Origin of the sequence: Edaphobacter flagellatus (assembly GCF_025264665.1) — a bacterium.
Classification (GTDB): domain Bacteria; phylum Acidobacteriota; class Terriglobia; order Terriglobales; family Acidobacteriaceae; genus Edaphobacter; species Edaphobacter flagellatus.
The window spans coordinates 2,508,535-2,534,140 of the sequence record NZ_CP073697.1 but is presented as its reverse complement, the minus strand read 5'-3'; the positions used below and the strand labels follow the sequence as shown (position 1 = coordinate 2,534,140).

Annotated in this window: 21 protein-coding genes; 5 read left to right on the top strand and 16 right to left on the bottom strand. The window is 58.8% G+C overall.

All coding sequences use genetic code 11. The annotated features are described in order from the left end of the window. Window positions 1-13: 13 nt before the first annotated feature. The gene (locus KFE13_RS10600) at window positions 14-310 is read right to left on the bottom strand and encodes a DUF4242 domain-containing protein (protein ID WP_260703088.1); all 297 of its coding nucleotides are present in this window, start codon (window positions 308-310) and stop codon (window positions 14-16) included. A 213-nt stretch (window positions 311-523) separates the two neighbouring features. On the opposite strand from KFE13_RS10600, the gene pstS reads away from it, so the two are divergent. Then, window positions 524-1,987: a phosphate ABC transporter substrate-binding protein PstS gene (gene pstS / locus KFE13_RS10595; protein WP_260703087.1), complete on the top strand. Its 1,464-nt coding sequence runs from the start codon at window positions 524-526 to the stop codon at window positions 1,985-1,987. 78 nt (window positions 1,988-2,065) lie between these two features. Here the strand turns inward: pstS and KFE13_RS10590 are convergent, their stop codons facing one another. From KFE13_RS10590 to rsmG, 6 genes are all read right to left on the bottom strand, one after another. After that, window positions 2,066-3,649, bottom strand: coding sequence for an amidohydrolase/deacetylase family metallohydrolase (locus tag KFE13_RS10590; protein ID WP_260703086.1), 1,584 nt, complete (start codon window positions 3,647-3,649; stop codon window positions 2,066-2,068). A 235-nt stretch (window positions 3,650-3,884) separates the two neighbouring features. Continuing rightward, complete coding sequence (locus KFE13_RS10585) at window positions 3,885-4,571, bottom strand: hypothetical protein (RefSeq protein WP_260703085.1); 687 nt, start codon at window positions 4,569-4,571, stop codon at window positions 3,885-3,887. Between the two features lie 301 nt (window positions 4,572-4,872). Then, window positions 4,873-5,307 carry a hypothetical protein gene (locus KFE13_RS10580; protein WP_260703084.1) on the bottom strand — a complete coding sequence of 145 codons (435 nt, stop codon included), beginning with the start codon at window positions 5,305-5,307 and terminating at the stop codon, window positions 4,873-4,875. 34 nt (window positions 5,308-5,341) lie between these two features. Next, on the bottom strand, window positions 5,342-6,331 hold the full coding sequence (locus KFE13_RS10575; protein ID WP_260703083.1) for a ParB/RepB/Spo0J family partition protein: 990 nt from the start codon (window positions 6,329-6,331) through the stop codon (window positions 5,342-5,344). A gap of 139 nt (window positions 6,332-6,470) precedes the next feature. After that, complete coding sequence (locus tag KFE13_RS10570; protein ID WP_260703082.1) at window positions 6,471-7,538, bottom strand: ParA family protein; 1,068 nt, start codon at window positions 7,536-7,538, stop codon at window positions 6,471-6,473. Between the two features lie 438 nt (window positions 7,539-7,976). Then, window positions 7,977-8,582, bottom strand: coding sequence for a 16S rRNA (guanine(527)-N(7))-methyltransferase RsmG (gene rsmG, locus KFE13_RS10565; RefSeq protein WP_260703081.1), 606 nt, complete (start codon window positions 8,580-8,582; stop codon window positions 7,977-7,979). Between the two features lie 338 nt (window positions 8,583-8,920). Here rsmG and KFE13_RS10560 point away from each other — a divergent pair, with 338 nt between their 5' ends. Further along, on the top strand, window positions 8,921-9,079 hold the full coding sequence (locus KFE13_RS10560) for a hypothetical protein (RefSeq protein WP_260703080.1): 159 nt from the start codon (window positions 8,921-8,923) through the stop codon (window positions 9,077-9,079). Here the strand turns inward: KFE13_RS10560 and KFE13_RS10555 are convergent. Then, window positions 9,046-9,876, bottom strand: coding sequence for a gamma-glutamyl-gamma-aminobutyrate hydrolase family protein (locus KFE13_RS10555; RefSeq protein WP_260703079.1), 831 nt, complete (start codon window positions 9,874-9,876; stop codon window positions 9,046-9,048). The two genes, KFE13_RS10560 and KFE13_RS10555, sit on opposite strands and share 34 nt — an antisense overlap. Window positions 9,877-10,095: 219 nt before the next feature. Between KFE13_RS10555 and KFE13_RS10550 the strand changes: the two genes are divergently transcribed. After that, on the top strand, window positions 10,096-10,431 hold the full coding sequence (locus KFE13_RS10550) for a GIY-YIG nuclease family protein (RefSeq protein ID WP_260703078.1): 336 nt from the start codon (window positions 10,096-10,098) through the stop codon (window positions 10,429-10,431). A 182-nt stretch (window positions 10,432-10,613) separates the two neighbouring features. Here the strand turns inward: KFE13_RS10550 and KFE13_RS10545 are convergent, their stop codons facing one another. Then, window positions 10,614-12,308: an alkaline phosphatase family protein gene (locus KFE13_RS10545; RefSeq protein WP_260703077.1), complete on the bottom strand. Its 1,695-nt coding sequence runs from the start codon at window positions 12,306-12,308 to the stop codon at window positions 10,614-10,616. Between the two features lie 219 nt (window positions 12,309-12,527). On the opposite strand from KFE13_RS10545, the gene KFE13_RS10540 reads away from it, so the two are divergent. After that, window positions 12,528-13,529 (top strand): alpha/beta fold hydrolase, encoded by a 1,002-nt coding sequence (locus tag KFE13_RS10540; RefSeq protein ID WP_260703076.1) that lies wholly within the window; start codon window positions 12,528-12,530, stop codon window positions 13,527-13,529. Window positions 13,530-13,572: 43 nt separating this feature from the next. Here KFE13_RS10540 and KFE13_RS10535 read toward each other — a convergent pair whose 3' ends face one another. From KFE13_RS10535 to KFE13_RS10525, 3 genes are all read right to left on the bottom strand, one after another. Beyond that, window positions 13,573-14,844, bottom strand: a complete 1,272-nt coding sequence (locus KFE13_RS10535) for an MFS transporter (protein ID WP_260703074.1) — start codon at window positions 14,842-14,844, stop codon at window positions 13,573-13,575. A 178-nt stretch (window positions 14,845-15,022) separates the two neighbouring features. Continuing rightward, entirely contained in the window at window positions 15,023-15,535 is a 513-nt protein-coding gene (locus KFE13_RS10530) for a methylated-DNA--[protein]-cysteine S-methyltransferase (protein ID WP_313900636.1), read from the bottom strand. Between the two features lie 88 nt (window positions 15,536-15,623). Further along, window positions 15,624-16,487: a 3-keto-disaccharide hydrolase gene (locus KFE13_RS10525; RefSeq protein WP_260703073.1), complete on the bottom strand. Its 864-nt coding sequence runs from the start codon at window positions 16,485-16,487 to the stop codon at window positions 15,624-15,626. Window positions 16,488-16,936: 449 nt separating this feature from the next. Between KFE13_RS10525 and KFE13_RS10520 the strand changes: the two genes are divergently transcribed. Further along, window positions 16,937-19,486: an ABC transporter permease gene (locus tag KFE13_RS10520; RefSeq protein ID WP_260703072.1), complete on the top strand. Its 2,550-nt coding sequence runs from the start codon at window positions 16,937-16,939 to the stop codon at window positions 19,484-19,486. Window positions 19,487-19,577: 91 nt separating this feature from the next. Here the strand turns inward: KFE13_RS10520 and yidC are convergent, their stop codons facing one another. The 4 genes from yidC to KFE13_RS10500 all read right to left on the bottom strand — a co-directional run bounded on the left by yidC (window position 19,578) and on the right by KFE13_RS10500 (window position 25,594). After that, complete coding sequence (gene yidC / locus KFE13_RS10515) at window positions 19,578-21,383, bottom strand: membrane protein insertase YidC (RefSeq protein ID WP_260703071.1); 1,806 nt, start codon at window positions 21,381-21,383, stop codon at window positions 19,578-19,580. 149 nt (window positions 21,384-21,532) lie between these two features. After that, complete coding sequence (locus KFE13_RS10510; protein ID WP_260703070.1) at window positions 21,533-23,254, bottom strand: hypothetical protein; 1,722 nt, start codon at window positions 23,252-23,254, stop codon at window positions 21,533-21,535. Window positions 23,255-23,510: 256 nt separating this feature from the next. Next, window positions 23,511-24,275, bottom strand: a complete 765-nt coding sequence (locus tag KFE13_RS10505; protein WP_260703069.1) for an ABC transporter ATP-binding protein — start codon at window positions 24,273-24,275, stop codon at window positions 23,511-23,513. 11 nt (window positions 24,276-24,286) lie between these two features. Further along, a complete protein-coding gene (locus tag KFE13_RS10500; protein ID WP_260703068.1) occupies window positions 24,287-25,594 on the bottom strand; it encodes an alpha/beta fold hydrolase in 1,308 nt (435 codons plus the stop codon). Between the last annotated feature and the right edge of the window lie 12 nt (window positions 25,595-25,606).

Genomic DNA, 25,606 nt, shown 5'->3' with positions numbered 1-25,606 from the left:
ACCGCAAATTGGCTTAGGCGATCAAGATCGCGCTGCAGGAGTCGGCCATCGACGGATCGACGACACGGGTGATCAAAGCGATGGAGTCCGCAGCAAATCCCCCCAGGCGCGCATGTTCGCGAATGATCTCTTCGTTCGGTGCGATAAAGACGCAATAAACTTTATTGGCCGTGACGAAGGTTTCCAGCCACTGGATCTTCGGGCCAAGTTCGCGGAGCACGGCGCAGGAGGTCTGCGAGGCTGCCTGAAGCTGCTGTGGCGTCAACTCACCAGCACCCGGCATCGTTCGTTCAATCATGTACTTTGGCATGCGAGTTGTCCCTTCTCGGAGGAGTGCGCGGAAGTATAGCAGTCAAAATTGAGACGTATCAATTTCCTTTGAATTGAACCGCAAAACCCACCTGAACCTGCATTGCGGAGGCCTTTATATGAGCCTGATGGTTGGCGACGGCCGCCATCTCCGCTATTTTCATACAATTGAAGCATACGGCTGCTGCAATCTCTTCGAAGAGGTAGAGCTGTCATGCCATCCTGGTTCTCACTGACTTCCATCCTGCGTTTCAGCAAAGCCGCGATCGTGTGCCTGGCGGTCGCTGTTTGCCTCTTTGTCCTTCCGAAATGCACGGCGCAGACGGCCGAGGCGCTTCATAGCGTTCAGACCATTCAGGTCGACTCCCTGGGAACCGGGAAAAATGCGGACGCCTTGCGACAGAGAGTCATTCAGCGCCTGAAGAAAAGCAAGCGTCTCGAGGTGGTGGAAGGCCCCGCGCCTGCCGACGTCGTGTTGAAGGGAACGTCCAGCATCTGGGCCACGGGCAGCATCTCGCTCCATCCGCAATCGAAGAGCGTGAGCCAGACCAGCTACCAGGGCTATCTTTCCGTCGAACTGACTGGAAAGGCACATCAGGTGTTGTGGTCGTACATGGTCACGCCGAGCCGCTTTTATGCGTCGGGAATCACGGACGACCTTGCCGATCATCTGGTCCTGCACCTGCTGGAGGCCATTCAAAACGACACAGCCAACACTGCTTCGATCACGGGCACGTCTGAGGCACGCGCTCCTCTGCATGTCGCCGGAGCGACATTGCCCGCTCCGCTTTATCTGAAGTGGTTTGAATCTTCCGGTCAGCCCGTTACCTATGATGCGGTCGGCTCCGAAGCGGGCGTTCAGCAACTGGCGCAGGGAAAAGTCGACATGGCCGCATCGGACGTGCCTTTATCCGATATCGAGCCCGCATCCCAACTGCGCGTCGCCGAGTTTGCAACGGTGCTGGGAGGTGTGGTGCCCATCTACAACCTGCCGCGTGCAGGGCACGATCTGAACCTCACTCCCGAAGTACTGGCTGGCATCTATGCAGGAACGATTCGCAAGTGGAACGATCCTCGTATCCGCGATGCCAATCGTGGAGTCTCCCTGCCGGATATGGATATTGCTGTCGTACATCGCTCGGATGGAAGCGGCACAACCTATGTGTGGACGCGCTTTCTCTCGCTCGTGAGCGCAGAGTGGAAGTCGGCAGCAGGCTCGGGGACGCATGTGACATGGCCAGCAGGCACAGGAGCAGCAGGCAACGAAGGCGTTGCCGCAATGGTGAAGAAGACGCAGGGCGCAATCGGCTATGTCGAGCTGATTTATGCCATCCAACACGAGTTGAACTACGCAGCGGTCCGCAATCCTGCAGGCCGTTTCATCAAGGCCGATCTCGCGAGCATCACGGCAGCGGCAAACGGCGCAACAGGCACCACAAACCCAGGCCTGCCGCCATCGATTCTGAATAGCGCAGACCGCGACGCCTACCCGATCAGCACATTCACCTGGCTCCTCGTACCAACGCAAGGGCTCGATGCCCAGAAAAAAGCTGCCGTCACGGCCTTGCTGAACTGGATGCTCACCGCCGGACAAAAACAATGCGCGTCGCTGGGCTACGTACCTCTGCCGCACGACGTTGCCGCGCGCGAACTGCAGGCAGTTGAATCATTGAAATAAGACAGAGCAATCACGACAACCGATCCCCTACCTGACAGCTTCGCCGCCAGATAGGGATTCGCTGGATGCATTGCCTGTCTACTTGTTACGAGCCGGTGGCCACGCATCCGCTGGAGGCGTCGCCCACGTCGACGCAGGCGGAGGCACATCCAGCTTCGGCTTCGCGACACCCTGCGGAGGCAGCTTCGCCGCCGCTTTCAACGTCACCTTGCCATTCGCATCTACCGTATACGGCTGCCACCGTGGCGGGAACCGCGCCATGCGCGCCGCAGCCTGTGGGTTCGGCGGACGCATCGCTATGCCTGTCGGAATGCGCAGCGACGTCCACTTCTTCGCCTGCTTCTCCGCCGCGCCCGGCGGCTGGTCCCACGGCGGCGATGCACGGCCATTCAGATCATAGACAAACTTTCCGTCTTTCAGCGTCAGCTCGCACTCCAGCTTCTCGTGCCCCTTCATCACCGCGCCCGAGCCATCGATATAGCCGAAGTCCCCACGACGCAGGTTCAACACCGCAATATCGGCGATCGCTCCCTCTGACAATTGCCCCAGCTGCGTCTGCTGCATCTCCACGGCCGGATGCCATGTCATCTCCGCGATCACTTCCTTCAACGGAAGCCCCATCGCCAGAAACTTGCCCGCAGTCGTCAACTGGTCCTTCAGACCTTCGTTCACATTGTCCGAGTGAATGTCCGTCGAAATCGAATCCGGAATAAAGCCCGCCTTGATCAGCGGCACCGCCACGCTGAACAGGAAGCTGCTCTGCCCATGGCCCACGTCGAAGTAGATGCCGCGCTTCCTGCCTTCCCACATTCCCTTGCCCGGGCCGCCTGTCTCCGAGTCCTGCTCGCCGCGGCTGCCGCCATACATATGCGTGTAGATATCGCCCGGCCGCAACTTGTTCTCCAGCAACTGCTCCAGCGGGCGCTCCGGCCTGCGCGAACCGTAATCGATCATCACCGGAATATGCGCGATCGTGCCTGCCTTGATCGCCTGGTCGTACGGAAGCCACTCCGGCCCCGTGAAATGCGCGCTCTTCACGCCGACGATAATGCCCGGATACTTCAACGCCATCTCACCGGTCTTCTCGCCGTCCATGTCCTCTTTGTTCTGCTCAATCGCGCCGCTGCCCATACCCGCGCCCACAATATTCAGCTCGGCCAGAACGCGCGTCTGCGAGCGATCGATCACCCGCTCCTTGAAAGTCTCAAAGTTGCGCCACCCCGACGATCCGGCATCCACGACCGTCGTCACGCCATCGCGCAGCGTAAAGCCGTCCGGCATAATCGCCCAGTCGCCACCGGCATAATCGTCCTTCGTCAGCCCCCAGAAGACATGCACATGCATATCGATCAGGCCAGGCGTCACGTACAACCCAGCAACATTCACCACCTTGATCGCCGAGCTGGCAGGAATACCCACCGCCACCTTCGCAATCTTTCCATCCTTAATAGCAACGTCGCGAATCGCATCGACCTTGTTCTTCGGATCGATAACATGTCCGCCCTTCAGGATCAGGTCGTACGGCTTCTCCTCGAACTGCATATTCGCTGAAGCCGCCGCAGGTGCAGGCGCAGGAGCCGCCTGCGCAACAAGCTGAGGCACAAGCAGACACGCCGCAACCAACATCCCGGCCCCAGTCCGGACCCAACGATCACTACGCATAGAAGCTCCTTCCAGCGTCCGAAAACATCAATTTCAGAACGAAGGAGCTTTATAGTCCCCAAAAGAGCCACCCGCAACAGACATAAGCCCTATCTCCAAGGGTCTGTGCCCTCCGGTAATTTTTTAAGAAAGCGCGGCGTTCCATTCCTGCTCGACGAAGTGGTCGGGCAGCTTACGTAGTCATACAGGTAAGGGGCTACGCAGACCTGCGGCCATTATCTCGTGTGCAAGATGCTTAGCGTTTGCATCCTGGCGCGACCATTTGTTTGGGATAGTGTCCCCCATTCAGCTCTGCAAGGTTTTTCTTTTGCTGCTCCAGATCGGGGACACAGAATGCAAGCCGCACGGAGGCGGGTAAAAATTGCGGGTCTATCGGATTCTGAGTCCTGGGAACCTGGAGAATTGTCGCCTTAGGGTCTTGTTCTCTGGGCTTCTTTGGCGCGTTAGGATCGGCAGAATACTGTGTCCCGAAAACCTGTGGTTTTCCAGTGCTCTGAAGGTAACGGTCCAAGGTTGCCGCTGCAATCCATTTTGAAGAATCATCTCCTTTTACGATGGCTTCTATGGCCAAGACGTGAGCCAGTAAGTAATCGTCGGCTGTCTCACCGTGCTGGAAGATGTAGGCGGCGTCGTGAAAGTCCTGAGCGGTATCAATCTCACCCTTTGCAAGCATGCCTCTAATCTCAAGACGCCGTGCGTCGCCGCGTCTAATATACTCCTCTTCCGTTATGTTGCTCGGGTTCTCACTCTGGTCTTCAACCCACATCTGATGAATCCGAGAGATACCGGTTTTGACTTGTGAGGACGTGTCCGGTGCCCTGGTTGATACTTGCTGGCCGTGCACCGAGATTCCTAACAGCGTTATTACAACGATGAGCCACGTCGTTATATTCCTCAAGTAACACCTCCCAAGACCAAACATGGAAAACAAACCTTTCCTAGTCGGATTCCGACTATATCGACATCCGACTAATCAAGTCAACGGAAGACCGTCTCATAATTCGTCTTATTTATTTCTGTGCACGTGGGGACTCAGTTGAGAAGAATTTACTTTTCGGAGACTGGTAGTGGGGCTAAGTGCCCATATCTGAGGGGTTCATCACCAGGTGTAGGACATTCGCGTCCAGCGCGGACCGTCTCGCTTAGGGCACGGCTTCAGCCGTGCCGCAGGATCCTCCTAAAGGAAAGGGGCTTTAGCCCCTGAGGTACGGTGGTTCGTTGTGCTAAATAATTTGTTCACTGGTTTGGGTATCGACGACCCTTATCCCAGCTTTTCGATAACGATCCCAACCATAATCATCATCAAATTTGGACAACAGGACATGCTCCTCAAGCGTCACCGTGCATCCGACTGCCTTTGCGAGAATGTCATCCACTTCTTGGACACTTGCATTCTCTAGCTCTGCAATCATCTTCTTTCTTTGAAAGACGTGTTCATGACGAAGAACAGTATCGCTGCTCCGATGAACTGCGCCTTCTGATTGGAAACGGGTATCGTATTTCTTCGACTCTGCTTCCGTAATTTTCCAGAGAAGAACGGTGAGTAACTCCCTATAGTGTTCAGGAAGCGCTTCGGGTCTTTCCGCTGTCAAAAGATATTTGATCAGAACCGTTGCGCTGCGTTTGCGCTCTTCGGATTTCGCGTGCGGTTTGAACATGGCTAGTTTAATACGTGCTTTTATCGGTTACAAATTACTCCGCCTTCGACCCCAGCATCTCCAGCAGAGCATCGAAATCCTCAAGCCCCGAGTACTCGATAATCACACGGCCCTTGCCCTTCTTATCCTCGATCTTTACCTTCAGCCCCAGCGACCGACGCAGCCTGTCCTCGGCCTCACGCACATTTGGGTCCACCGGCTGCTCTTCGACCTTCGGCTTCTTCTCGCGCGCCTCGGGATTGATCAGGCCTTGCACATAGTTCTCTGTCTGCCGCACCGAAAGCGACAGAGCCAGCACCTTCTGCGCCGCCGACGAGATCGCCTCCGCGCCCTCCAGCGCCAAGAGCGCCTTCGCATGGCCGAACGTCAGGTCGCCCGTCTCCACCTTCGTCTGCACGCCCTCCGGCAACCGCATCAGCCGCAGAAAGTTCGCCACCGTCGCGCGCTCCTTGCCCGTACGCACAGCCACCTGCTCCTGCGTCAGCTTGAACTCATTCGCCAGCCGATGAAACGCCCGCGCCTGCTCCATCGGATTCAGGTCGGCGCGCTGCAGGTTCTCGACGATCGTCATCTCGAGCACCTGCTCGTCGTTCACCTGGCGCACAATCGCCGGAATCGTCGCCTTCCCCGCCTTCTTCGAAGCCAGCAGGCGGCGCTCACCCGTTATCAATTGGTAACGGGGTGCATTCTGCCCCGGCCCCATATGGGCAGCAGGCGTAAGTGGCCTGACAACAATAGGTTGCACCACCCCAGAAGCCTTCACCGAAGCCGCCAGCTCGTCCAATGCCGCCTCATCGAAGTGCGAGCGGGTCTGCCAAGGGTTGCGCTCGATCAGATCCAGCGCAATCTCCATCGGCTTGCCTGTAGGCTCCGCCGCTGCAACCGCAGGAGCCGCGGCAGCCGCAATCGTCACTCCACCGCTAGCCGCATTTCCAGCCGCCGGAGCCGCAGGCCGCGAAGGCAGCAAAGACTCCAACCCTTTCCCCAAAGCACGCCGCTTACTCTCTGTCGTCGCTGTCGCCATAGTCACCAACTCCAATCACTTCAAAAACAATCCATATACAAAAACATCATTCTGAGGCGTAGCCGAAGAATCCCTGAAGCTCGCATTCACGCCACGAAACTGGGTGTCCCCTCGTGTAGCGAGCCAAGGTGGATTCGCGCTATCCCTTATTCCAGAACCGCTTCTTCTTCTCCGGCTCCTGGAACGACTTCAGCGAACTGGCAGCGGCGGCGGCAGCAGCCAACCTTCGCTTCACCGCGGGCGACTCCATCCCGTTTCGCTCCAGCAGCTCCATCGCCAGATCGCGATACGTCTCCGCGCCGCGCGACTTCGAGTCATACAACGCCACCGGCTTGCCGTGACTCGGAGCCTCGGCCAACCGCACGTTGCGCGGAATCGTTGTCTTCAACAGCTTGTCGTCGAAGAAGTTTTTCAGATTCTCCGTCACCTGCATCGCCAAGTTCGTGCGGTCGTCATACATCGTCATCAACACGCCTTCAAGCGCCAGCTTAGGATTGAAGGCCGCCGTCACCTTATCCAGCGTCGACATCAGCTCCGAGATGCCCTCCAGCGCGAAGTACTCCGCCTGCATCGGCACCAGTAGCCCATCGCTCGCGACCAGAGCATTGAGTGTGAGCAGATCCAATGCCGGCGGACAGTCCAGCAGGATAAAGCGGAAGTCTCCCTTGACCGGCTCGATGGCCTTTCGCAGCCGGAACTCACGCTCATCGGCCGAGATCAGCTCAATCGTTGCGCCGATCAGGTTCTTCGACGACGGAACCAGCTTCAACTTCTCAATCTCGGTAGGCAGCATGGCCTCGACCAGCGTCGTCTCGCCCATCAGCAGATCGTACGTGCTTAGCCGCGGCTCTTCGCCATCGGCCTGGCGCGCAACCCCCAGTCCTCCCGAGGAGTTTGCCTGCGGATCGCAGTCGATCAGCAGCGTCTCTACGCCCTCGAGTGCCAGAGCCGCCGCAAGATTAATGGCAGTCGTCGTCTTGCCCACGCCGCCCTTCTGGTTGACGATGGCGATGACCTTGGCCTGCGGCTTCGCCCCGGCCTGCGGCGCTGTCTCCGGCTTTCCAGCGGGAACGGCGACCGTCTCCTTCGCATGACTGCCCTGATCGTTTCCCGGATTCTGACCCTTTTCCGGGGCTTTCTCCGGCTCCGCGGTCGCGATGGGAGTATTTCCTGGGCGAGGCTTGTTTGTAGGGTGAATAGTGATCATTTCGACTTAAAGCAGGTTAGCCAGCCCGCTTCCATGTGGCAATGGGCTTAAGCCTGTGCAGAACTTCCCTGAAACTGTGGAGAACTCACGGAACGCAGGAAACACCGGTGGATTCGCAACAGCAAAAAAAGCCGGGATGTGGAAAAGCTCCCCGCAAGACTCCCTGTCCGGGGGACAGAATCACCGCCTGAAATGTTCCACGTGGAACATTTCAACTCTTTCGGGGGAGGCGGTTCACTCTTTTGGAGAGTTTACTGTTTTTCCAGGATCAGGCACTCTGAGTCCATTAGGGGGACCGTCTCTGACCCCGTTTCGAGCACGCCCTTCAGAGAATCCTGTTCGGACTGGAAGAGACCTTCTTACCGGCGCACTATTGTTCCACGTGGAACATTCAGGCCTTCGCTGAGTTCCACTGCATTGTTCCACGTGGAACATTCCTCAATCCCGCGTAGCGCGCAGCAGCACGCCCGACTCACTCTCCGGCAGCGGAAGCCGCTCGATCACAGAGAATCCTGCAGGAAGTCCTGGGGTTGCCGTTGTCAGCAGGAGCATCTGGCTTCGCACCAGAGGCTCAGCAATGGCCAGAGCCGCGGCCATATCGTCTACGGCACGCAGGGTCACGGTATGAAACTGACGCCCCTCGGGCAGATTTTCCGCACGTCCAGCCCAGACCTCAACATTCTTCACACCCAGCGTACGTACTGCCTCGCGCAGGAAGGTCGACTTCTTGTTCTGCGACTCGGCCAGCGTAACCGCAATCTCCGGACGGGCGAGCGCGATGGGAAGTCCGGGGAATCCAGCCCCGGAGCCGAGATCGAGCAAGGTATCGGGGAGCGGATCGCCGAGATGTGCGGCGGCAAAGAGACTCTCTCCGAAATGGCGGCGCACCATCTCCTCGGGAGTGCGGATTGCCGTCAGGTTCGTTCGGGCATTCCAGCGCACCAGCAGGTCCAGATACTCGACCATCTTCGCGGCCAGTGTAGCGTTCTGGTTGGTGTAAGGAGCCAGCAGGCGTTCGATCTCAGACTCAGTGAGGACAGGCATGCGTCTTCCAGTATGCCGAATTGTTCCACGTGGAACAATTCGGCTGATTCATGAACCCACCCAGGACGTCCTCAGCTGCACCGCGTTGGACAAACTGGTTTGGCTGGAATGGAATGTTCCACGTGGAACATTCCAGCCTTGACGTTCACTCCTGCATCGGCGAGTCCATTTCTGAACGCTGAAGTCCGTTGATGGACGCCTGCCTGTCGTGCTGGATGGGACGTATCTGTGCAAATAGCTCAATTTACGTGGATTCACCATTCGTCTGGTTTGGCACGGCATGTGCTTTCTCTCCAGGCAGAACAATCTTGTGAGGTTCGGCTGTGAGACAGGAAGCGATGCGGGTGTTGGTGACCATGATGGCGCTGTGGGCGATTGTGATCTACGTTCCGCCCAAGGTGCAGGCAATGAAGAAGCGGCCCCCGGAGAAGGCCGCTTCGGTGAGGCCGTTGAAGCTGGCGCGTCAGCCTTTGGTGGCAGCAACGACTGAAGTCTGAATGGTGCGGGGCTTCCATGCCGAAGCCTCGGCGACGAAACGCTCGAAGATGGCGCGTGATGCAGCCGAGATGTCATAGCTGCGCTCAGGGTGCCACTGCACAGCCAGTACGAAATGCGCGTTTGGGTTGTTGACGTCCTGCCCGCCCTCGACTGCCTCGATGACGGCATCCTGAGGGCAGCGGGCCACGACGCGTAACCCATCGCCAGGGATGCCGATCGCCTGATGGTGTGAGGAGTTGATCGGCAGGCGGAGGAAGCCGTTCTCCACTAGGGCCTCCTCCTCAGAGGTTTCCTCCGCTTCTTTTTTCTTGCTGCTTTCGGCGACGATACGGCCGAGGGTGGAATCGGGCAGAATGGCTGCATTGTGAGCAACGGCGACCGTCTTGCCGGCAGGATGGTTGACCGGCATGGGCGCAAGATGCTGCACCAGCGTGCCACCGCGCCAGACATTCAGCGATTGCGTGCCGAAGCAGATGCAGAGCAAAGGCTTATAGAGGTTGTGCGCGTCCTGGATGAGCAGCTCGTCGACGTTCTCGCGCGCCGGATCGGCAGGTGCGGTCTCGGGCTCGGGCTCCTGGCCGAACTTATGCGGATTGACGTCGGCGGGAGAGCCGGGGAGGAGGACACCCTGGCAGGTATTAATCAAATCGGCAATAGCATTTGGGGTGCCAGCGAGCGGAATCTCGACCGGCTCGCCGCCGGCGCGGCGGATGGCCTCAGCATACTGCGGCCAGGATTTTGCGTTGTAGTCGAGGTTGGTGCTGGTCGGGATCGGGATAGCGATGCGCGGCTTCATTTTTATTCATGATACTCGCGGCACTCACATGGATGGATGAGATGCAAAAATGCGGGGGTTCCTCGGCTGCGTGCTTTGCGCTTCGCTCGGAATAACATGATTTACAGCTAGACACTCTCTTCAAGAAAGCGTCATCCCGATCAAGAAAGTGTCATCCCGAGCGAGCAGAGCGAGTCGAGGAACCCCCGCATTTTTGCCCGTGTCTGCAATACTCTCTCCATGTCCGACCAAGCCTACGTCTACATCATGGCTAGCACCTTCAAACGGCTGTATATCGGGATTACCAGCGAAATCGAGCGACGTGTCCTTCAGCACAAAGAAGGTCGCTACGCCGACAGCTTCACCTCAAAGTACAAAATCGACCGCCTCGTCTATTTCGAGCGCTTTGGCATGATCGAAAACGCGATCGCCCGCGAAACACAACTCAAAAAGTGGTCGCGCATCAAGAAGATTCAACTTATCGTCCAAAACAACCCGACCTGGCGCAACCTGAGCGAGGAGTGGGGTCAACCGATCCCGCTCTACTCGGAAAGAGCAAACCGTTCTCCAGACTAAGCTGGTGTCTTGTGGATACAGCCGTGCCATCCCAACCAAAAATGCGGGGGTTCCTCGGCTCGCTGCGCTCGCTCGGAATGACACTTCTTTTTTGTTCCTTATTCGGTTACATATTTCAGGGGTAGACAAAGACGGGCGCTCCGTTGTGGAGCGCCCGTCTTTGTTGTGCATTTACGTATTGTCTAGCGCAGGTCGGGGAGGACGCCGGTGCCTTCGATGCGTACGGCATCGAGAGCGGCCGGGTTGATGTCGAGCGCCTTGAGGATGGTGGGCGCTACCTGCGCTGTTCCTACCTCCGCATAAACGGTGTGCGGACGCAGGCCGGGGTTGGAGACCAGCAGCATGACGTTGGTGTCGTCATGGCCGAAGCCTCCATGCTCGGACTGTTTCTTGTGGCTTCCGGTGTAGACGACTCCGGCGTTGGGCGTGACGATGATGTCAGGCGTACGGGGGTCGACGGTGGGGTCGTTGTAGTTGAGTGCGAGCGACGCGCCGTAGTAGATCTGCCCGAGGCCGATCTGTGCGGCGTTGGCTTCGAGGATCTTGATGCTGGCGGCGGTGTCGGCCGAGTTTTTGAGCCAGACCAGCGAGACGTCGTCCTCGGTGGGGCCGATGCCGGTTGGGTTGCTGGGCGACTCGGAGGTGGGGATGAAGCCATAGCCATCGAGCAGCGTTGCGGGCGAGGAGCCGGCGACGAGGTTCGGGACGTAGCGGTTGGGGTCGATGGGGGACTGACCGTGCTTGGCGGTGATGACGATCAGGGTGGAGTCGTAGAGGTGCTTCTCCTTCAGCTCGTCGACGAAGGCGGCAATGGAGGCATCGACGAACTGGATGTCGTCGAGCAGAGCCGCGGAGGGAGTTCCGGCTGCATCGAGGTAGCCGCCCTTGGTGCTGCCTTCGACGAGCTTCTGGCCAACGCTGACGGCCTGAAAGTTCATGCCGAAGATGTTAGGGACGGCAGTCTTGTGTGCGCCGAGGTGGTCTTTGCCGTCGATCTCGTTGAGGATGGCGTTGACCTTCAGCGTGTCGTAGCACTCGATGTTCTTGAAGCTGTTGGTCCAGGCGGAAAGGTCGGAGCCTGGGTCGGGGATGGTCGAGCAGGCGAGGCCGGTCGGGGTCTTGATGCCGGGGAGGGCGATAACGTTGGAGTTGATCTCGGGCGCGTAGAAGTCATCGAGAGCGGAAGGGCCGACGCCGCTGGCAACGGAAGAGTAGGCGGGGTGCTTGTCAGACCAGGCAGTGTATCCGCCGGCGCGGTGGATGACGGAGAAGATGCTGTTGGCGCGGACGAACTCCCAGGGGTAGACCGGAGCGCAGCCCTTGGCGGGGTCGCGGGGCAGGCGGGCGGGGTCGATGGAGTGGATACCGCCGTCGAGAAGGGAAGCTCCGGGTGCTCCGCCGTTGAGCTTGGTCTGGTCGAGGTCGATGCCTTCTTCGTACTCGGTGGTGGTGCCGGTGGGAGCGGCGCCAGCGGTGCAGGGTCCGGCAGCGACGCCGTTGCCGGTGGTCTTGGCAGGAGCGTCGAGGTTACGCGCATAGGCGACGTCATAATAGACGCCGGTCAGCGCTGGGCTGCCGCCTGTGATGATGGCGGTGAGTCCGGGGAAGGAGTCGGAGGGCTTTGAGGTGTTGGCGGCTACGTAGTTGACGCCGGTCTTGCCGAGGGCGGCGAGGGCCGGGCAGTAGGACTTGCCATTGTTGATGGTGCTGATCCCGTTGACGCAGTTCGCATAATCGACAGCGTGCATTCCGTCGATGCTGATGAGAAGAACACGCTTGATGTGATCGTGACGTTCGTTGCGGTCGTCGTCCTGATTGGCCGCATATCCCGTTGAGCACAACGCAGCGAAGGCAAGAAGAGCTATGACTCTTTTCATGGTTTTCCTCCGGCAACAGGGATAACGGAGGGGGTAAAAGAAAGCCGTATTTTTTCAGTGAATATTGAGTGAAGATCGATTTTGCGTTGCAGCTTTGGTGCAGTTTGTGCTGAAACCTTAAGCTGGCCTTAAGTTTCGCCGGGGGTGACGTGGTTTCGAGGTCGCACTTCAGGTTGTAGCCTAGAGAACCGAAACACGAAAGCGTGATGGAGGCGAGCTATGCGAATTCTGAAGAAGCTGGCTGTCGGTTTGGTGATCTGCCTTGTTGTTCAATTCGTCGTCGCAGGCGTACTTGTTGCTTTCTTCCATCCGGCCGCGCCGAAGCCACAACACTCCATCACAGACCCTTTCGCAGAAATGGATCTTTCCGGGATGGCTGCGCTTCAACGCTATCGTGCTCGCGATGGAGCAGCGCTCTCGTATCGACTCTATCCAGGCGGTGGCGATCAGGGGGTGGTGCTTGTGCATGGATCGGCGGGCAGCAGCCAGGACATGCATGTGATGGCGAAGGCCATGCAGGAGCAATTGGGGACAACAGTGCTGGTACCCGATCTTCGCGGCCATGGAGCGAACTACCCTCACGGCGATATCGCTTATGTCGGGCAGCTTGAAGATGACATGACAGATTTCATGCAGGCCGTCAGGCCTCAGTATCCGGGTAAGAAATGGACACTGCTCGGATTCTCTTCCGGAGGAGGCTTTGTCCTGCGCATCGCGGGAGGTCCCGGCGGCAATGCGTTCGATCGCTTTATCCTGCTTTCTCCCTACCTGCGCTACAACGCACCCACTGTGCGACAGGCCCCCACGCACCACGACGACAAGGGCGATGATAGCGGCTGGTACAGCGTGTCCGTCGCACGAATCGTCGGGCTTTCGATCTTCAATTCCTTTGGCATTCATTCCTTCGACGGCCTTCCTGTGTTGTCCTTCCCCGTCCCGAGCAACATTCAGGCGACGACTTCGACCTATTCCTTCCGCATGGAGAAGAACTTCGCGCCACACGATGACTACCGCGCAGACATTAGAAATGTGACGAAGCCCATGCAGGTGCTGGTAGGTGAGAACGACGACCTCGATATCCCAGAGCAATTCTCAAAGGTGTTCTCTGCGGATCGAAAGGACATCCCAGTCAGCATCGTGCCAGGCATGGGCCATTCGGACATGATCATCAAGCCCACGGCTATTCAGGCGGTCGTCAAGGTTATTGGTCAGGCTTCGTAGCAATCAATAGAGTTGCCGCAGCAAAAATTTGCTCCTACTTTTGTTACATACTTTCTTCACTGAGATGCATGCCGCTGGGTGCGGCGAGGGTGGCATAGCTGAGCGCTCCCAGCAGCGTGACTGCGCTGCAAACACCTAATGCGAGCGTGAACGAGTGGGTGCGGTCGAGGAGCCAGCCGGTGACGACAGGTGCCGCCGAGGCGATCATGAAGCTGGCAAAGTTCTGCAGCGCCATCAGCGAAGCGACATAGCGCAGCGGGCTCACGGCCTGGGCGTAGCCGAGGCCGGAGGTCCCGGCGAAGTGGATGGAGAAGAGCGCCATGCTGATTCCTGCGACGGCTTGCGTCGTGGTATCGGCGTGGGCGACAAGAAACGTGCAAAGCGCCGAAGCTGTCATGCCGAGCACGAGGTTGCGGCGATGGATGGTGGTGAGCGGCGTTCCCGCCTGCGCAAGCTTGTCGGAGATGATGCCGCTGGTGAGCATGCCGAGCGCTCCGCCGAGGAATGGGATTGCGGTAAGCCAGCCGCTGGAGGCAAGCGGGACGTGGCGCTGGTCTTGTAGATACGAAGGCAGCCACGAGAGGTAGAGCCATGAGGTGTAGTTGATGCCTCCCCAGCCAAGCATCATGCCCCACGCGGTGCGCTGGCGGATGAGGGCTCGCCAGGCGGATTCGTTTGCTTTAGGCAATGCGGCAGTGGCAGGCGATGCGTGCTCCGCAAACTGCGTTTCTCCGCGGGCTCGGTGGAGTACGACCCAGAGAGCAGCGACGACGAGGCCGGAGGCTCCGAGGAGGATAAACATCGTGCGCCAGCCGAAGTGCACCATGATGACCGTGAGCAGCGGCGGCGCGAAGGAAAGACCGAGCGTCTGCGCGGAGTTCATCGTTGCTGTGGCGCGTCCGCGCGTGGCCGGGCTGAACCACTCGCGGATGGAGCGGATGCCTGCGGGATAGAACGGAGCTTCGCCAACCCCGAGCAGGACGCGGAGGAAGAGAAAGGTGGGAAGTCCGCGAACGAAGCCGGTAAGCATCTGCGCGGCGGACCAGAGGGTGAGTCCTGCGCCGAGGGTGTAGCGCGTGCCTGCGCGATCGAGCAGCCCGATGAGCGGAAGCTGCGCGATACCGTAAGCGAGCGAGAAGGCAGAGAGCAGCCAACCCATCTGCGTGGCGTTAAGGTGCATCTCGGCGCGCATCGTGGTGTTGGCGATAGAGAGCGAGGTGCGGTCGAGAAAGTTGACGATGCCGGCGAGGAACAGAAGCGCAAGCGTGACGGCCTGGTGCCAGCGCAGGCTGCGACCTCGGTTTGTATCGGTCAAAATCTCTCCCTTATTGCGGCTTGTTGTGGTTTCGCAACATTTTATCGGGAGGACGCCCGGTGCTGGCATGATATGCAAGCATCCTGCAAAAAATGCGAGATTCCTCTCACCCCCCAGCGCAGAGCTCACCTCGGCTACGTCCTTGTGGGAGTTCGCTCGGAAGGAGACGGCAGTTCGCTTATTGCAGGCTGAGCGAGAGCTGGCTTCGGCCACCTCGCTCCATCTCCAGGAGCTGCGCTTTGACGGCGAGGCCTCCAGCGAAACCAGTGAGCGTGCCGGAGGAGCCGATCACGCGATGGCAAGGCACGATGATGGAGACGGGGTTGCGGCCATTCGCAGCTCCCACGGCCCGGGTGGCACGTGCATTGCCAAGCTGGTTGGCGAGTTGCGCGTAGCTGCGTGTCTCACCGTAGGGGATGGCGAGCAGCGCGGCCCAAACGCTGCGCTGGAAGGGTGTGCCGCGCAGATCGAGCGGGACGGTGAAGCGTTTGCGGCGGCCGGCGAAGTACTCGTGGAGCTGACTCTCCGTCTCGACGAGGATAGGGTGGTTCTTGTCGATGACGGTTTCGCCGAGCGGAACGCGACGCGGGCTGTCGTTGGGCCACAGTATGGCGACGAGGCCCTTGTCGCTGGCGACGAGCTTCAGCTCGCCTACGGGCGATGGCATCGGTTTGTGGGCGAGGCTCATCATCTTTAGATGAGGCTGATCCGGACGAAGAAGCAGTGTTGAGGAACAAAGCTTTGCTGTACTCGAGCCATCACGTATCGACCTGTCGGTATCAGTCGAAGCTGCGGAGGAAGATGTCCTTGACGGAGATCTTGCAGGGCTGGCTTTCGATTTCAAATCCAATAAGACCGGGCTGGTTGTTGACAGAGTTCTTGTTGTCGTCGATGAAGACGGCCATCAACTGGCCGTTCATGATGTGCATCATGACAGGGCCGCGGGCGATGATCTCGTAGTCGTTCCACTCGTTGACGCGCACGTATCCGCCAAGGGCCTGCTTGTCGCCGATGTTGGCGACGAGGCGGTTGGTTTCGCCGGGCAGCGACTGGGTGACCTGTCCGCGATAGGCGAGGATCCCCTGCATGGTGTTTTCGGAGTACCACTGGCCGGTGTAGGCCGCAGCCTGCGCGCGGACGGGAAACCAGAAGTCGGCCTGCGGGCCGGTCATCATGAATTTGAGATCGTACGGCGGAAGACCCTGTGGCTGCGGGCGCGTCCAGGGGATGCCGGTGGCGCTGCGGTACTGGATGCCTCCACCGCCGCCTTTTTCGATCTTCATCTTGAGCTTGAGGTCGAAGTCGCGCACCTTGTCGCCGCGGTAGACGATGTAGTTGTTGCCCTTGGGATGGCCTTCGAGGGTTTCACCGACCATGATGCCATCCTCGACGCGCCAGATGGAGGGATCCGCATCCCAGCCGGTGAAGCTCTTGCCATCGAAGATCTGCTTGTAGCCGGGGTGATCGTCGATGGAATAGGGCGCGGGATCGTGGAACTTCGGCATGCCGGGGAGTTTTTCGCCGCTGGGGCCGATGACAGCAGGGTGAGCGGGTGGGGATTCGAGTTGCGGCGGGACAGTCTGGGCGTGAAGAAGGCCACTCATGGCGAGTGCGACGGCAGGCAGCAGGTGTTTCCTATGCATGTGGGTGCCTCGAAATTGAGACGATTCAATTACGAGCAAGTTTAGCGGGATCGAAGTGGTTTTAGCGAATCCGAGATGTATGGCTGGCAATGGTGAAAGAAGCAGGTTCCTCCACGCCGCTGCGCTTCAGCCGGAATGATCCCTATACGGCCGTACTATGTACTCCGGTTGCGACAGTGTGTTCGGTAGCGGACGGTCCGTTTTGAAAGCGGACGCCGGGAGATAGTGTAGTGGTTTGTTGAGCCTTTAGAATCAGCGGCTTTTCGGGTGTAGCCGTGGCATGGAGCTTGCTTTGAAGGTTACTGAGATCGATGCGAGGTGAGGGATGGCTTCCATAGTTGAAGATCTTCGGCACGAGTGGAGGGGGTTGCGGCGGGCGCCGGCTGAGTGAATTTCGAGTTTATTTGTAACCTTATAAGTTACCTAAATCCAGGACCAGAGGGTTCGCTATGAGATCGATTGTGCAGGATGTGCGGCAAGGGTTCAGGCGTCTGCGGCGGGCGCCGGGATTTGCGGTAACGGCGATTCTTACGCTGGCGCTGGGCATTGGGGCGACGACGGCAATCTTCACGCTGGTGTATCAGGTGATGCTGCGGTCGATGCCGGTGGAGCATCCGGAGCAGCTCTATAAGGTGGGCAAGGAGATCGAGTGCTGCGTCGATGGTGGGGTGCAGGGTCACTGGAAGCTCTTCTCGTACGATCTGTACCGCACACTGCGCGACCATACGCCTGGGACCGACGGCGTCGTGGCGACGGAGGCAGGCGCGATGACGGTGAGCGTACGGCGCAAGAACGATACGGCCGCGCAGCCGTTGGGCATTCGTGTGGTCTCGGGCAACTACTTTGATGTGCTGGGCGTGAAGACGTATGCGGGCAGGGTGTTGCGTCCGGAGGACGATCGCGAAGGCGCGCCGATCGTGGCCGTCATCAGCTATCCAATATGGAAGACGAAGTTTAACGGCGATCCCAACCTTGTGGGCGAGACGGTGTTACTGACCGGGCATCCGGTGACGATTGTCGGCGTCACGACGGAGAGTTTTCTAGGAGACCGCAACACGGCCGATCCCGCCGGAATATGGCTGCCTCTGGCGCAGGAGCCGATATTTAATCCGGAGCGCACTTTATACAAACAACCCAACTCGCACTGGCTGGATATCCTGGTGCGCGTTCGCGATCCAAAGACAGTGCCTGCGGTCGAGAGCGCAATCAGAACGGAGCTGCTGCGGTGGATTCGCGTCAACCATGACCCGGCGATGCGCGAAGACGAGAAGGAGATCGCCCGGCAGACGACAGAGTTAGTTCCGGCAGCAAGCGGTATCAACGAGCTTCGTGACGAGTATGAGAAGAGCCTGAAGATGCTGCAGTGGATCGCAGCGTTTGTGCTGGTGATTGCCTGCGCGAACCTGGCGAACCTGATGCTGGTGCGCGGCGTCGCACGCAGACAGGAACTAAGCGTCAGGACGGCGCTGGGAGCTTCGCGGATGAGGCTGATCCGCGAAATGGTGGTCGAGTCTGTTGTGCTGTCGCTGATCGGAGGCGGCGCAGGGCTGGCGGTGGCGTATGCCGGTGTGAAGGGAATGCTGGCGCTGGCGATGAAGGGTGTCGAGATTAATCCATTGAGCGCGAGTCCTTCGCTGACAGTCCTTGGGTTTGCGCTGGCGGTCTCGGCGCTGACAGGTGTGCTGTTTGGGATGGCACCGGCGTTCATTGCGTCGCGTGCCAATCCGGCGGAGGCGCTGCGTGCGGCGAATCGTTCGACGGGTGGCGCGAGTGCGCTGCAGCGTGCGCTGGTGGTGGTACAGGCTGCGCTCTCAGTCGCGCTGCTGAGCACAACGGGTTTGCTGATTCTGAGTCTGCAACGGCTGGAGAAGCAGGACTTCCACTTCGAGACAACAGGAAGACTGATTGCCTTTATCGATCTACAGGCAGCGGGCTACCGGTATGAGCAGCTGGACGGGTTGTACCGGCAGATCGACCAGACGTTTGCTGCGATCCCCGGGCTGCATGACGTGGCCTATGCTTCATACGGGCCGATGGCATTCAATAACTGGGTCGACTCTATCTGGCTGGAAGGCGGCGATCCGAATACCGCGTTCAAGACGAGCTACGATTCGGTCAGTCCGAAGTACTTCGATGCGATCGGAACACGTATTCTGCTGGGCCGTGGGATTACGGAGCAGGATACGGCTGCGAGCACGCATGTGGCGGTAGTGAATCAGACGTTCGTGAAAAAGTTTTTCGACGGCAAACCGCCGATTGGCCTGCGCTTTGGTCCCGACCGGGCGATGACGGGCGAATATGAGGTTGTCGGTGTGGTCGACGACGCCAAGTACGGCGACCCGGCGGCCAGGGCGCGCCCCATGTTCTTTACGCCGATGGCGCAGATAACGAGCTTCGACAAAGCCTCTGTTGGTGTGAAGCAGAAGGAACAGGACACCAGGAACGAACGATTCAAACACTTCTCCAGCAACTTGATTGCACGCTACGACGGCGATGCAGCAGACGCAACGGCTGCGGTGCGAAAAGCGCTGGTGAAGATTAATCCTGAGATTGTGATTCGTCAGCTGACGACGTATGACGACCAGGTGAGCAACTATTTCATACAGCGCAGGCTGGTGGTTCGGCTGACATCGATCTTCGGCATGCTGGCGCTGATTCTGGCTTCGATTGGACTATACGGCGTGACAGCATATGGTGTGGCTCGGCGCATTCCTGAGATCGGGTTACGGATGGCTCTTGGGGCCGACCGCGCCAGTGTAGTGCGGTTGGTGCTGCGTGGAGCGGCGGTGCAGACGCTGATCGGACTTGCGCTGGGGATTCCGGGTGCGCTGCTGGCAGGCCATTATCTTGAGTCGCAGCTGTATGAGGTGAAGGGCGTGAATGCGCTGACTCTGCTGACGGCGTGCGCGGTTCTGGCGCTAAGTGCCGTGATTGCGAGCCTGGTGCCTGCGCGACGAGCGGCGGGGGTTGAGCCCATGGAGGCACTGCGGACGGAGTAAGTGATGATGGTTTGTGGTTCTGTCTGGAATAACAAAAGAAGAAGGGCTCCGTTCGCGGAGCCCTTTTTCCCTTGTCTGATGTAGACGTTACTTAGCGTTTGCCCTGGATGACGGGGCTTCCGGCTTTGCGGCGTGCTCGTTTGGCAGCGATCTCACGCATCTCCTTGCCGAGCGAGGTGCGGTTCATGATCATCTGCTGTGCGATGCCGAAGAAGTTACCGACCGCCCAGTAGAGGCCGAGTCCCGCGCCGTAGGTAATGACGAAGTAGCCGGAGATAGCGGGCATCATGAAGGCCATCATCTTCTGCTGTTGCGGATCAACACCGGGCGACGGCGTGTAGAACTGCATCAGGAACTGGCTGATGATCATGACAGCCGGAATGATGTAGTACGGATCGGGTGCGGTGAGATCGTGCAGCCATGCCCAATGCGCGTGGCGCAGCTCAACAACCTTGGGGATCATGGAGAAGAAGGCGAAGAGCAGCGGCAGCTGAATGAGCGTCGGGATGCAACCGCCGAACATGTTCACTCCGTTGTCTTTCTGGAGCTTCATGATCTCCATGTTCATCTCATTACGCTTCGGATCGTTGATCTTGTATTTCTTGTACTTCTCCTTGATCGCGTCCATCTGCGGCTGGATGCGCTGCATCTTCAGACCGGACTGCATGGTCTTGATACGCAGCGGTAGCAGCAGCACGTTGATGCAGAGCGTAAGGATGATGATCGACCATCCCCAGTTGCCGACAATATGCGAGTGTATCCACTGCAACGCGAGGAAGAGATACTTGCCGATGGGACCCCAGAAGCCGAAGTCGAGCAGAGGCTCCAGTGAGACGCGCTTGCCATCGACCGGCGTGGAATAGATGTTGCGTAGCACGTTGACGGCCTTGGGGCCAGCATAGATGCGTGTCTGTGTATGACCGCTCACGTCGCCGAAAGCTGCACCGAGGATGGGAACATTGATGGCTCCCTTCGCGGGCGACGACGAGCCGAAGCCCGTGCGGTGAATGGTCTTGGCAACGTCGAGTTCGTTGTGCAGGGTGACGACGCTGGCCGAGGCAGGTGTATCCGGCAGGAAGATGGTGGCGAAGTAGTTGTCGGAGACGCCAGCCCAGTCGAAAGGTCCGTTGAGGGTCTCGCCGCCCGAGACCTTCTTGGCAGCCAAATGCTGCTCGTTACGATCGCGGGAGTAGTCGATCTGTGCAGCAGCGTAGTTCTGCGCATTGTCCTGATCGCCGAAGCCGCCGGGCCATGAGAGAAGCGCGCGCACAGCCGAGCCGTTGCGCGTCACCTGCGTATCGGCGTGGATGACATAGGTTTCGTCGAAGGAGAAGGTCTTGGTGACGTCGACTCCATTGGCCGAATACTTGAAGGTGAGCGTGCCTGGAGCGGTGATCTGGCCGCTGGTCGAAGGCACGTACAGCGCTTGCTTGAGCGTGTCGTTCAGGCCCTGATCGTAGGTGTAGAGCGACAGCGGGTAGCCGAACTTCTCCGCCGCCTGCGTGTGGACGAGGTTTAGCGGCTTGTTGTCGGTGTCCTGATACTGCTTGAGCACCCAGCTCTTGACCTGCGCGCCACGGTTGGTGAACTCAATGCGGTAGAGCTCATTTTCGATCACGGTCGTCTGCTCGGCCGCGGCCTGTACAGCAGGAGTCGCGCTGGGAGAAGCAGCCTGCGCGGGGAGAGCGGAAGAAGGCGACGGCGCTGCCGACTGCGGAGCAGCCGCAGACTGTGATTGCGTGACGGCGGGAGCGTTGGGGCTCGCAGTCTTCGGATTTGTCTTCTGACGGTAATAGCTCAAGCCAAAGAAGACGGCCAGCATGACGAACATCATGACGAAGAGCGACCGGTTGTCCTGCGTGCCGCCCTGCTGATTTGGGTTCTTGAACTCTGCCAAGGATGATTCCTGTTCTGTAGTACTGCTGAATGAACGCTCAAAGAGCGCAGAAAGACGCAGTCTCTATGGTAAATCAGGGCAGAGAAAGGCGGTTGTGCGATGAAAACTATGTAAATGAAGGGTTTGGGGAGGTGTTGTCAGAAAAACTGCTAACTGTTCAGCTTCAGCGAGACGATCTCGGGCAGGGCGTCCTCTTCGAAGATAAGTTGCTCTGTATTGCGGGCGTGCAGGCTGGTGGCGAGATGCAGTCCGAGCGCTGCGGCGGCGAGGACAGCAATCATGCAAAGAAAGTCATTCCTGTTATTGAGCATGCGGCCTTCGAAGTCGGCAACCTGCTTGAGCCAGTAGGTGGCGGCGAAGAGCGCGGCCCAGAAGGCGAAGTGCAAGTTCGCCTTGCCAGGGAGATAGGAGCAGGCGAAGGCGATCTTCTGAAAAGTGAACAGGCAGAGCTCCACCGTAAGGGTTCCGAGCAGCGCCATGGCGAGCAGATGCCCCAGGATGAACCGGGGAGAGTAGTGGCTGAAGAGCGCCACGGAGAGGACGAGAAGCACCGGAAGAACGCCGAGCAGGAGCAGAGAGAGACGCGTGGCGCGGTGATAGGCGTATGCGGGACGAGCCTGCGTGAGGCGAAATATCCAGTTCGCGCGCAGCGTGATGGGGATAGCGATGACGACGCGAAGAGCAAGGACGGCGAGCGAGACGGTAAGAATGCTGGCGAGGAGAAAGATCGTGTTGATCGTCGTGTTGTTTGGGGATGCCGATTCGGCTGCGGCCGACTGGACGAATTTCGTGTGCGTGAAGCCGAGGATGACCGTGAGTCCGATGCCGACGTAAAAGCTGAGGATCATGCGGTGCTGGCGGCTGCGCAACAGCGTCCGCAGACTGAAGAGCGTGATTACAGACGAGAGCGAGCTGCCGAAGCTCAACGCGAGTCCACGCGTCGCGGGCAGGATGTCGGGCTGCTCGACGATGCGAGGCAGGGTGCGGAAGTAGGAGAGCAGCAGCGCAGCAACCGTTCCCAGCCCGGAGAGTCCGAGGGCCAGCCAGGCACGGTGTGCCAGCGCGGCGGTCTCGGGGTGATGGCCTCCGTTGAGCTGGTTGAAGAGGCCAAGAAACCAGTAGGCAGGCAGCCACCGAAGCACGTGCTGGTTTTGCGGAGCTGCGAGTGCTGCGGGCGAGTTGAACGACGGTCCGAGGAAGTAAAGCGTCAGCAGAAGGCAGAGCGCAGCGGCCTGCAGCACGGCAGAAAGGCGCAGAAAGAGCTGGCGCGGCAACAGGTTGGCGGCGAGTCCCTGAACGGCCAGTACCGTGAAGACAAAGAAAGCTCCCGCAGCGAACATCGTGAACCAGTAGATGGGCAGGGTGCGCAGCAGGCTGTACTTTCCATGGCCCACGGCGAAGACCATCGGCCAACTGAAACCGGTAAAGAGATTAAATGCGGCGATTGCCAGCGCTGGTGCTGCGAAAAGCGCGGCGAGCTTGGCGAGGAAGAAGGTTGCGCGGCGTACGGGAAGCGGCCCGAGGACGAGCACGTCGCGGCGGTCGGGAAAGGCGGAGTCCCAGCTGAGCACTGCAATCAGTCCAGCGATGGTCATCGTGGTTTCGATGAGGTAGTGCTCGAACATGTAGGCGAGCGCGACGGGGATGGGCCTGGGGTCCACAAGCAGGTACGGCACGGGAAAGGCGCTGAAGAAGCTGATGGTGGCGAAGACAGCGGCGAACTGTCCCATAAGCTGTGTGGGATCGCCATCGGAGGCAAGGAGTTCAAGGTCAATAACGCGGAGCAGGAAGACGCGGTAGAGTACGCGGAACTGGAAGAGCAGATGAGTGAGATAGTTTTGCATGAATGTACGGAAGAAGTTCGATGTCATTGGCTGCTCCGAGAAAAAGAAGTCGTACTCATCGGGTCTCTCTTCGTCTCGTTAGGAGCGGAGCCATAACGAGAGCGTCGGCGATCGCGAAAACAACATCAGCAACAGCAACCATCACATCTGCGATGGCAGCAAGAAGGTCCGTTGCTGCAATGAGAATGTCTGTCATCACACACTTCTCGCTATTTCGCTCATGCAAAATCGGAATTTGTGCCACGGCCGAAAAGCAGATCTATCAATTTCCAGACAATATTTATTACGTGTAGATAAGATCTGCGATCTCGCGTGAGATGGCGACGAAGTCGTGCTCGATGGCCAGCTGCGCGAAGATGCCTTCAAGTGTGGGCAATTCCATGAGTGTGCGCAGGTGTTCGATGGAGTCGTCGGCAACGACCTTGCCACGATGCAGAATCACGACATGCGACGAGATGCGCTCGACAGTTTCCAGCTCGTGCGAGCTAAAGAGGACGACCTTGCCGCGACGCGCCAGTTCTTCAATCAGTGAGCGCAGTACGAGCGACGAGCCAACGTCCAGTCCAGAGAACGGCTCATCAAGCAGGATGAGGTCGGGATTGTGCAGCAGCGCGGCCGAGAGCAGAATCTTCTGCCGCATGCCCTTCGAGTACGAGGTCATCGGCGCATCGCGATCTCCGTAGAGACCGAAGAGACGCAACAGGCCGCGGATGCGGTTCGTGGCTGCGGTGCGCTCCATGTCGCGAAGCTGCGCGACCATGACGAGATACTCGATGCCGCTGAGATGCGTATAAAGATACGGCTCTTCGGGAACGTAACCCATGCGCTGGCGGAAGCTCATCGGGTCGTCGCTGATGGGCGCACCGTCGAAGAGCACGTCACCGCTGCTTGGCTCGATTAGCCCGGTGATGATCTTCATCGTCGTCGACTTGCCGGAGCCGTTCGGGCCGAGGTATCCGGTGATCTCGCCGGGACGCGCGATGAAGCTGACATCGTCGACAACGGTGATGCTGGAGTACCGCTTGGTGATGTTGCTTAGCTCAAGCATCGTGTGTGTCCTCAGTTGGCGGCAGGAAGCATGGCGATGAAGGCGTTCATCTCGCGAAGAACGTCGGCCTCGTTGGAGACGAAGACATAGTGGCTCGCGTTCGGAATGCGGACGACATGAGCAGCGGGCACCTGGCGCTCGAAGGCGGTGGCTTGCTGCTCAGTATCGTGATTGTTGGCTGCCTGCAATGCTGCGCGTGCTTTCGGATTGTCCTTCAAAAGCTGGCCCAGGTCTTTCGGGGTGGCGAAGATTGCGAGTGCGGGAGCATTGATGGTGGTGAAGCGTTGCTGGCCGAGCATAATGGCAGTTCCAACAGGTGGAGGAGGCTGACGAGACCATTGTGGGGGAGGCAAATCCTCCATGCGCTGTCGTTGCACGATCGCCCCTTTTTCAACGAACTTGAGATCGGCAATCACTCCGTCGAGCGCTTTCTTCCGGTCTGCGTCGGGGTTCATGTCAAGAATTTGATTGAGCTGCCGACGTAAGTCGATCGCATCAATCAGGAAGTCACCATTCACCTGGTCGTACATTGCGTAGGGATATCCGGCGTCGAGATAGATGAGGCCGGCAACTTTGTCGGGATGCTGGCTGCCGATATAGCTCAGTTCTTCGCCTGCGATGGAGTGGCCCGCGACAATAGGCTTGTTGATATGCAGAGCCTCGATGACGGCGAGCACATCGTCGCCAAGACGCGTGGCGGTATAGTTCGCCGTGATCGCTTCAGGTTTGCTGGAGACGCCGAAGCCGCGGCGGGTAATTCCGTAAACGTGATACGTTGCGGCGAGTTTCGGCGCGAATTTATCGAAGACATGCGCGTTGTTGCCGAGTCCGGTGAGCAGCACGAGCGGGCGTCCGGTGCCTCCCCAGTCGAGGACTTCGAGCTTCACATCTTTATCGACAGAAATCATCTGGACGGTGTGCGGCGAGGGATCGATCTTCCAGGCGGTCTCCTGCGTGGCGCGCTCGAAGACGAGGGGTTTCGGCGCACCCTGCGTCACGGTTCCGGTGATGGTCTTGCCGTCGGCGCTCATCGTGCCTTCGTACGAGGCGTGCAGACTATCGACGACAAACTTCAGCGTGGGGTTCGCAAAGGAGAGCGTTGTGACGGCTGCCGGGTCGGGTCCCTGATCGATGCTGTAGACCGTTCCCTTCAGCGTGCTGTCCGCGGCTTTATCGATCTGCAGCACGATGCGAAGTTTTTGTTGCCCCAGATCGAGCGTGCCCTGCCATGTTCCTGCGATCTGCTGCGCATGAAGCGAGAGCGTCAGCAGAGCGAAAAGCATCATCCGTCTTGCCGTGTTCATGCTGCTACGCTTCATGATTCATGTCTC

Bases quoted from the DNA above. Each gene is read 5' to 3' on its own strand.
- KFE13_RS10510 (WP_260703070.1), bottom strand. From the start codon at position 23,254: ATGACATCGAACTTCTTCCGTACATTCATGCAAAACTATCTCACTCAT.
- KFE13_RS10590 (WP_260703086.1), bottom strand. From the start codon at position 3,649: ATGCGTAGTGATCGTTGGGTCCGGACTGGGGCCGGGATGTTGGTTGCG.
- KFE13_RS10575 (WP_260703083.1), bottom strand. From the start codon at position 6,331: ATGGCGACAGCGACGACAGAGAGTAAGCGGCGTGCTTTGGGGAAAGGG.
- rsmG (WP_260703081.1), bottom strand. From the start codon at position 8,582: ATGCCTGTCCTCACTGAGTCTGAGATCGAACGCCTGCTGGCTCCTTAC.
- KFE13_RS10520 (WP_260703072.1), top strand. From the start codon at position 16,937: ATGAGATCGATTGTGCAGGATGTGCGGCAAGGGTTCAGGCGTCTGCGG.
- KFE13_RS10560 (WP_260703080.1), top strand. From the start codon at position 8,921: ATGCGGGTGTTGGTGACCATGATGGCGCTGTGGGCGATTGTGATCTAC.
- KFE13_RS10550 (WP_260703078.1), top strand. From the start codon at position 10,096: ATGTCCGACCAAGCCTACGTCTACATCATGGCTAGCACCTTCAAACGG.
- KFE13_RS10585 (WP_260703085.1), bottom strand. From the start codon at position 4,571: ATGTTTGGTCTTGGGAGGTGTTACTTGAGGAATATAACGACGTGGCTC.
- KFE13_RS10555 (WP_260703079.1), bottom strand. From the start codon at position 9,876: ATGAAGCCGCGCATCGCTATCCCGATCCCGACCAGCACCAACCTCGAC.
- KFE13_RS10525 (WP_260703073.1), bottom strand. From the start codon at position 16,487: ATGCATAGGAAACACCTGCTGCCTGCCGTCGCACTCGCCATGAGTGGC.
- pstS (WP_260703087.1), top strand. From the start codon at position 524: ATGCCATCCTGGTTCTCACTGACTTCCATCCTGCGTTTCAGCAAAGCC.
- KFE13_RS10545 (WP_260703077.1), bottom strand. From the start codon at position 12,308: ATGAAAAGAGTCATAGCTCTTCTTGCCTTCGCTGCGTTGTGCTCAACG.
- KFE13_RS10570 (WP_260703082.1), bottom strand. From the start codon at position 7,538: ATGATCACTATTCACCCTACAAACAAGCCTCGCCCAGGAAATACTCCC.
- KFE13_RS10580 (WP_260703084.1), bottom strand. From the start codon at position 5,307: ATGTTCAAACCGCACGCGAAATCCGAAGAGCGCAAACGCAGCGCAACG.
- KFE13_RS10530 (WP_313900636.1), bottom strand. From the start codon at position 15,535: ATGATGAGCCTCGCCCACAAACCGATGCCATCGCCCGTAGGCGAGCTG.
- KFE13_RS10600 (WP_260703088.1), bottom strand. From the start codon at position 310: ATGCCAAAGTACATGATTGAACGAACGATGCCGGGTGCTGGTGAGTTG.
- KFE13_RS10500 (WP_260703068.1), bottom strand. From the start codon at position 25,594: ATGAAGCGTAGCAGCATGAACACGGCAAGACGGATGATGCTTTTCGCT.
- KFE13_RS10505 (WP_260703069.1), bottom strand. From the start codon at position 24,275: ATGCTTGAGCTAAGCAACATCACCAAGCGGTACTCCAGCATCACCGTT.
- KFE13_RS10540 (WP_260703076.1), top strand. From the start codon at position 12,528: ATGCGAATTCTGAAGAAGCTGGCTGTCGGTTTGGTGATCTGCCTTGTT.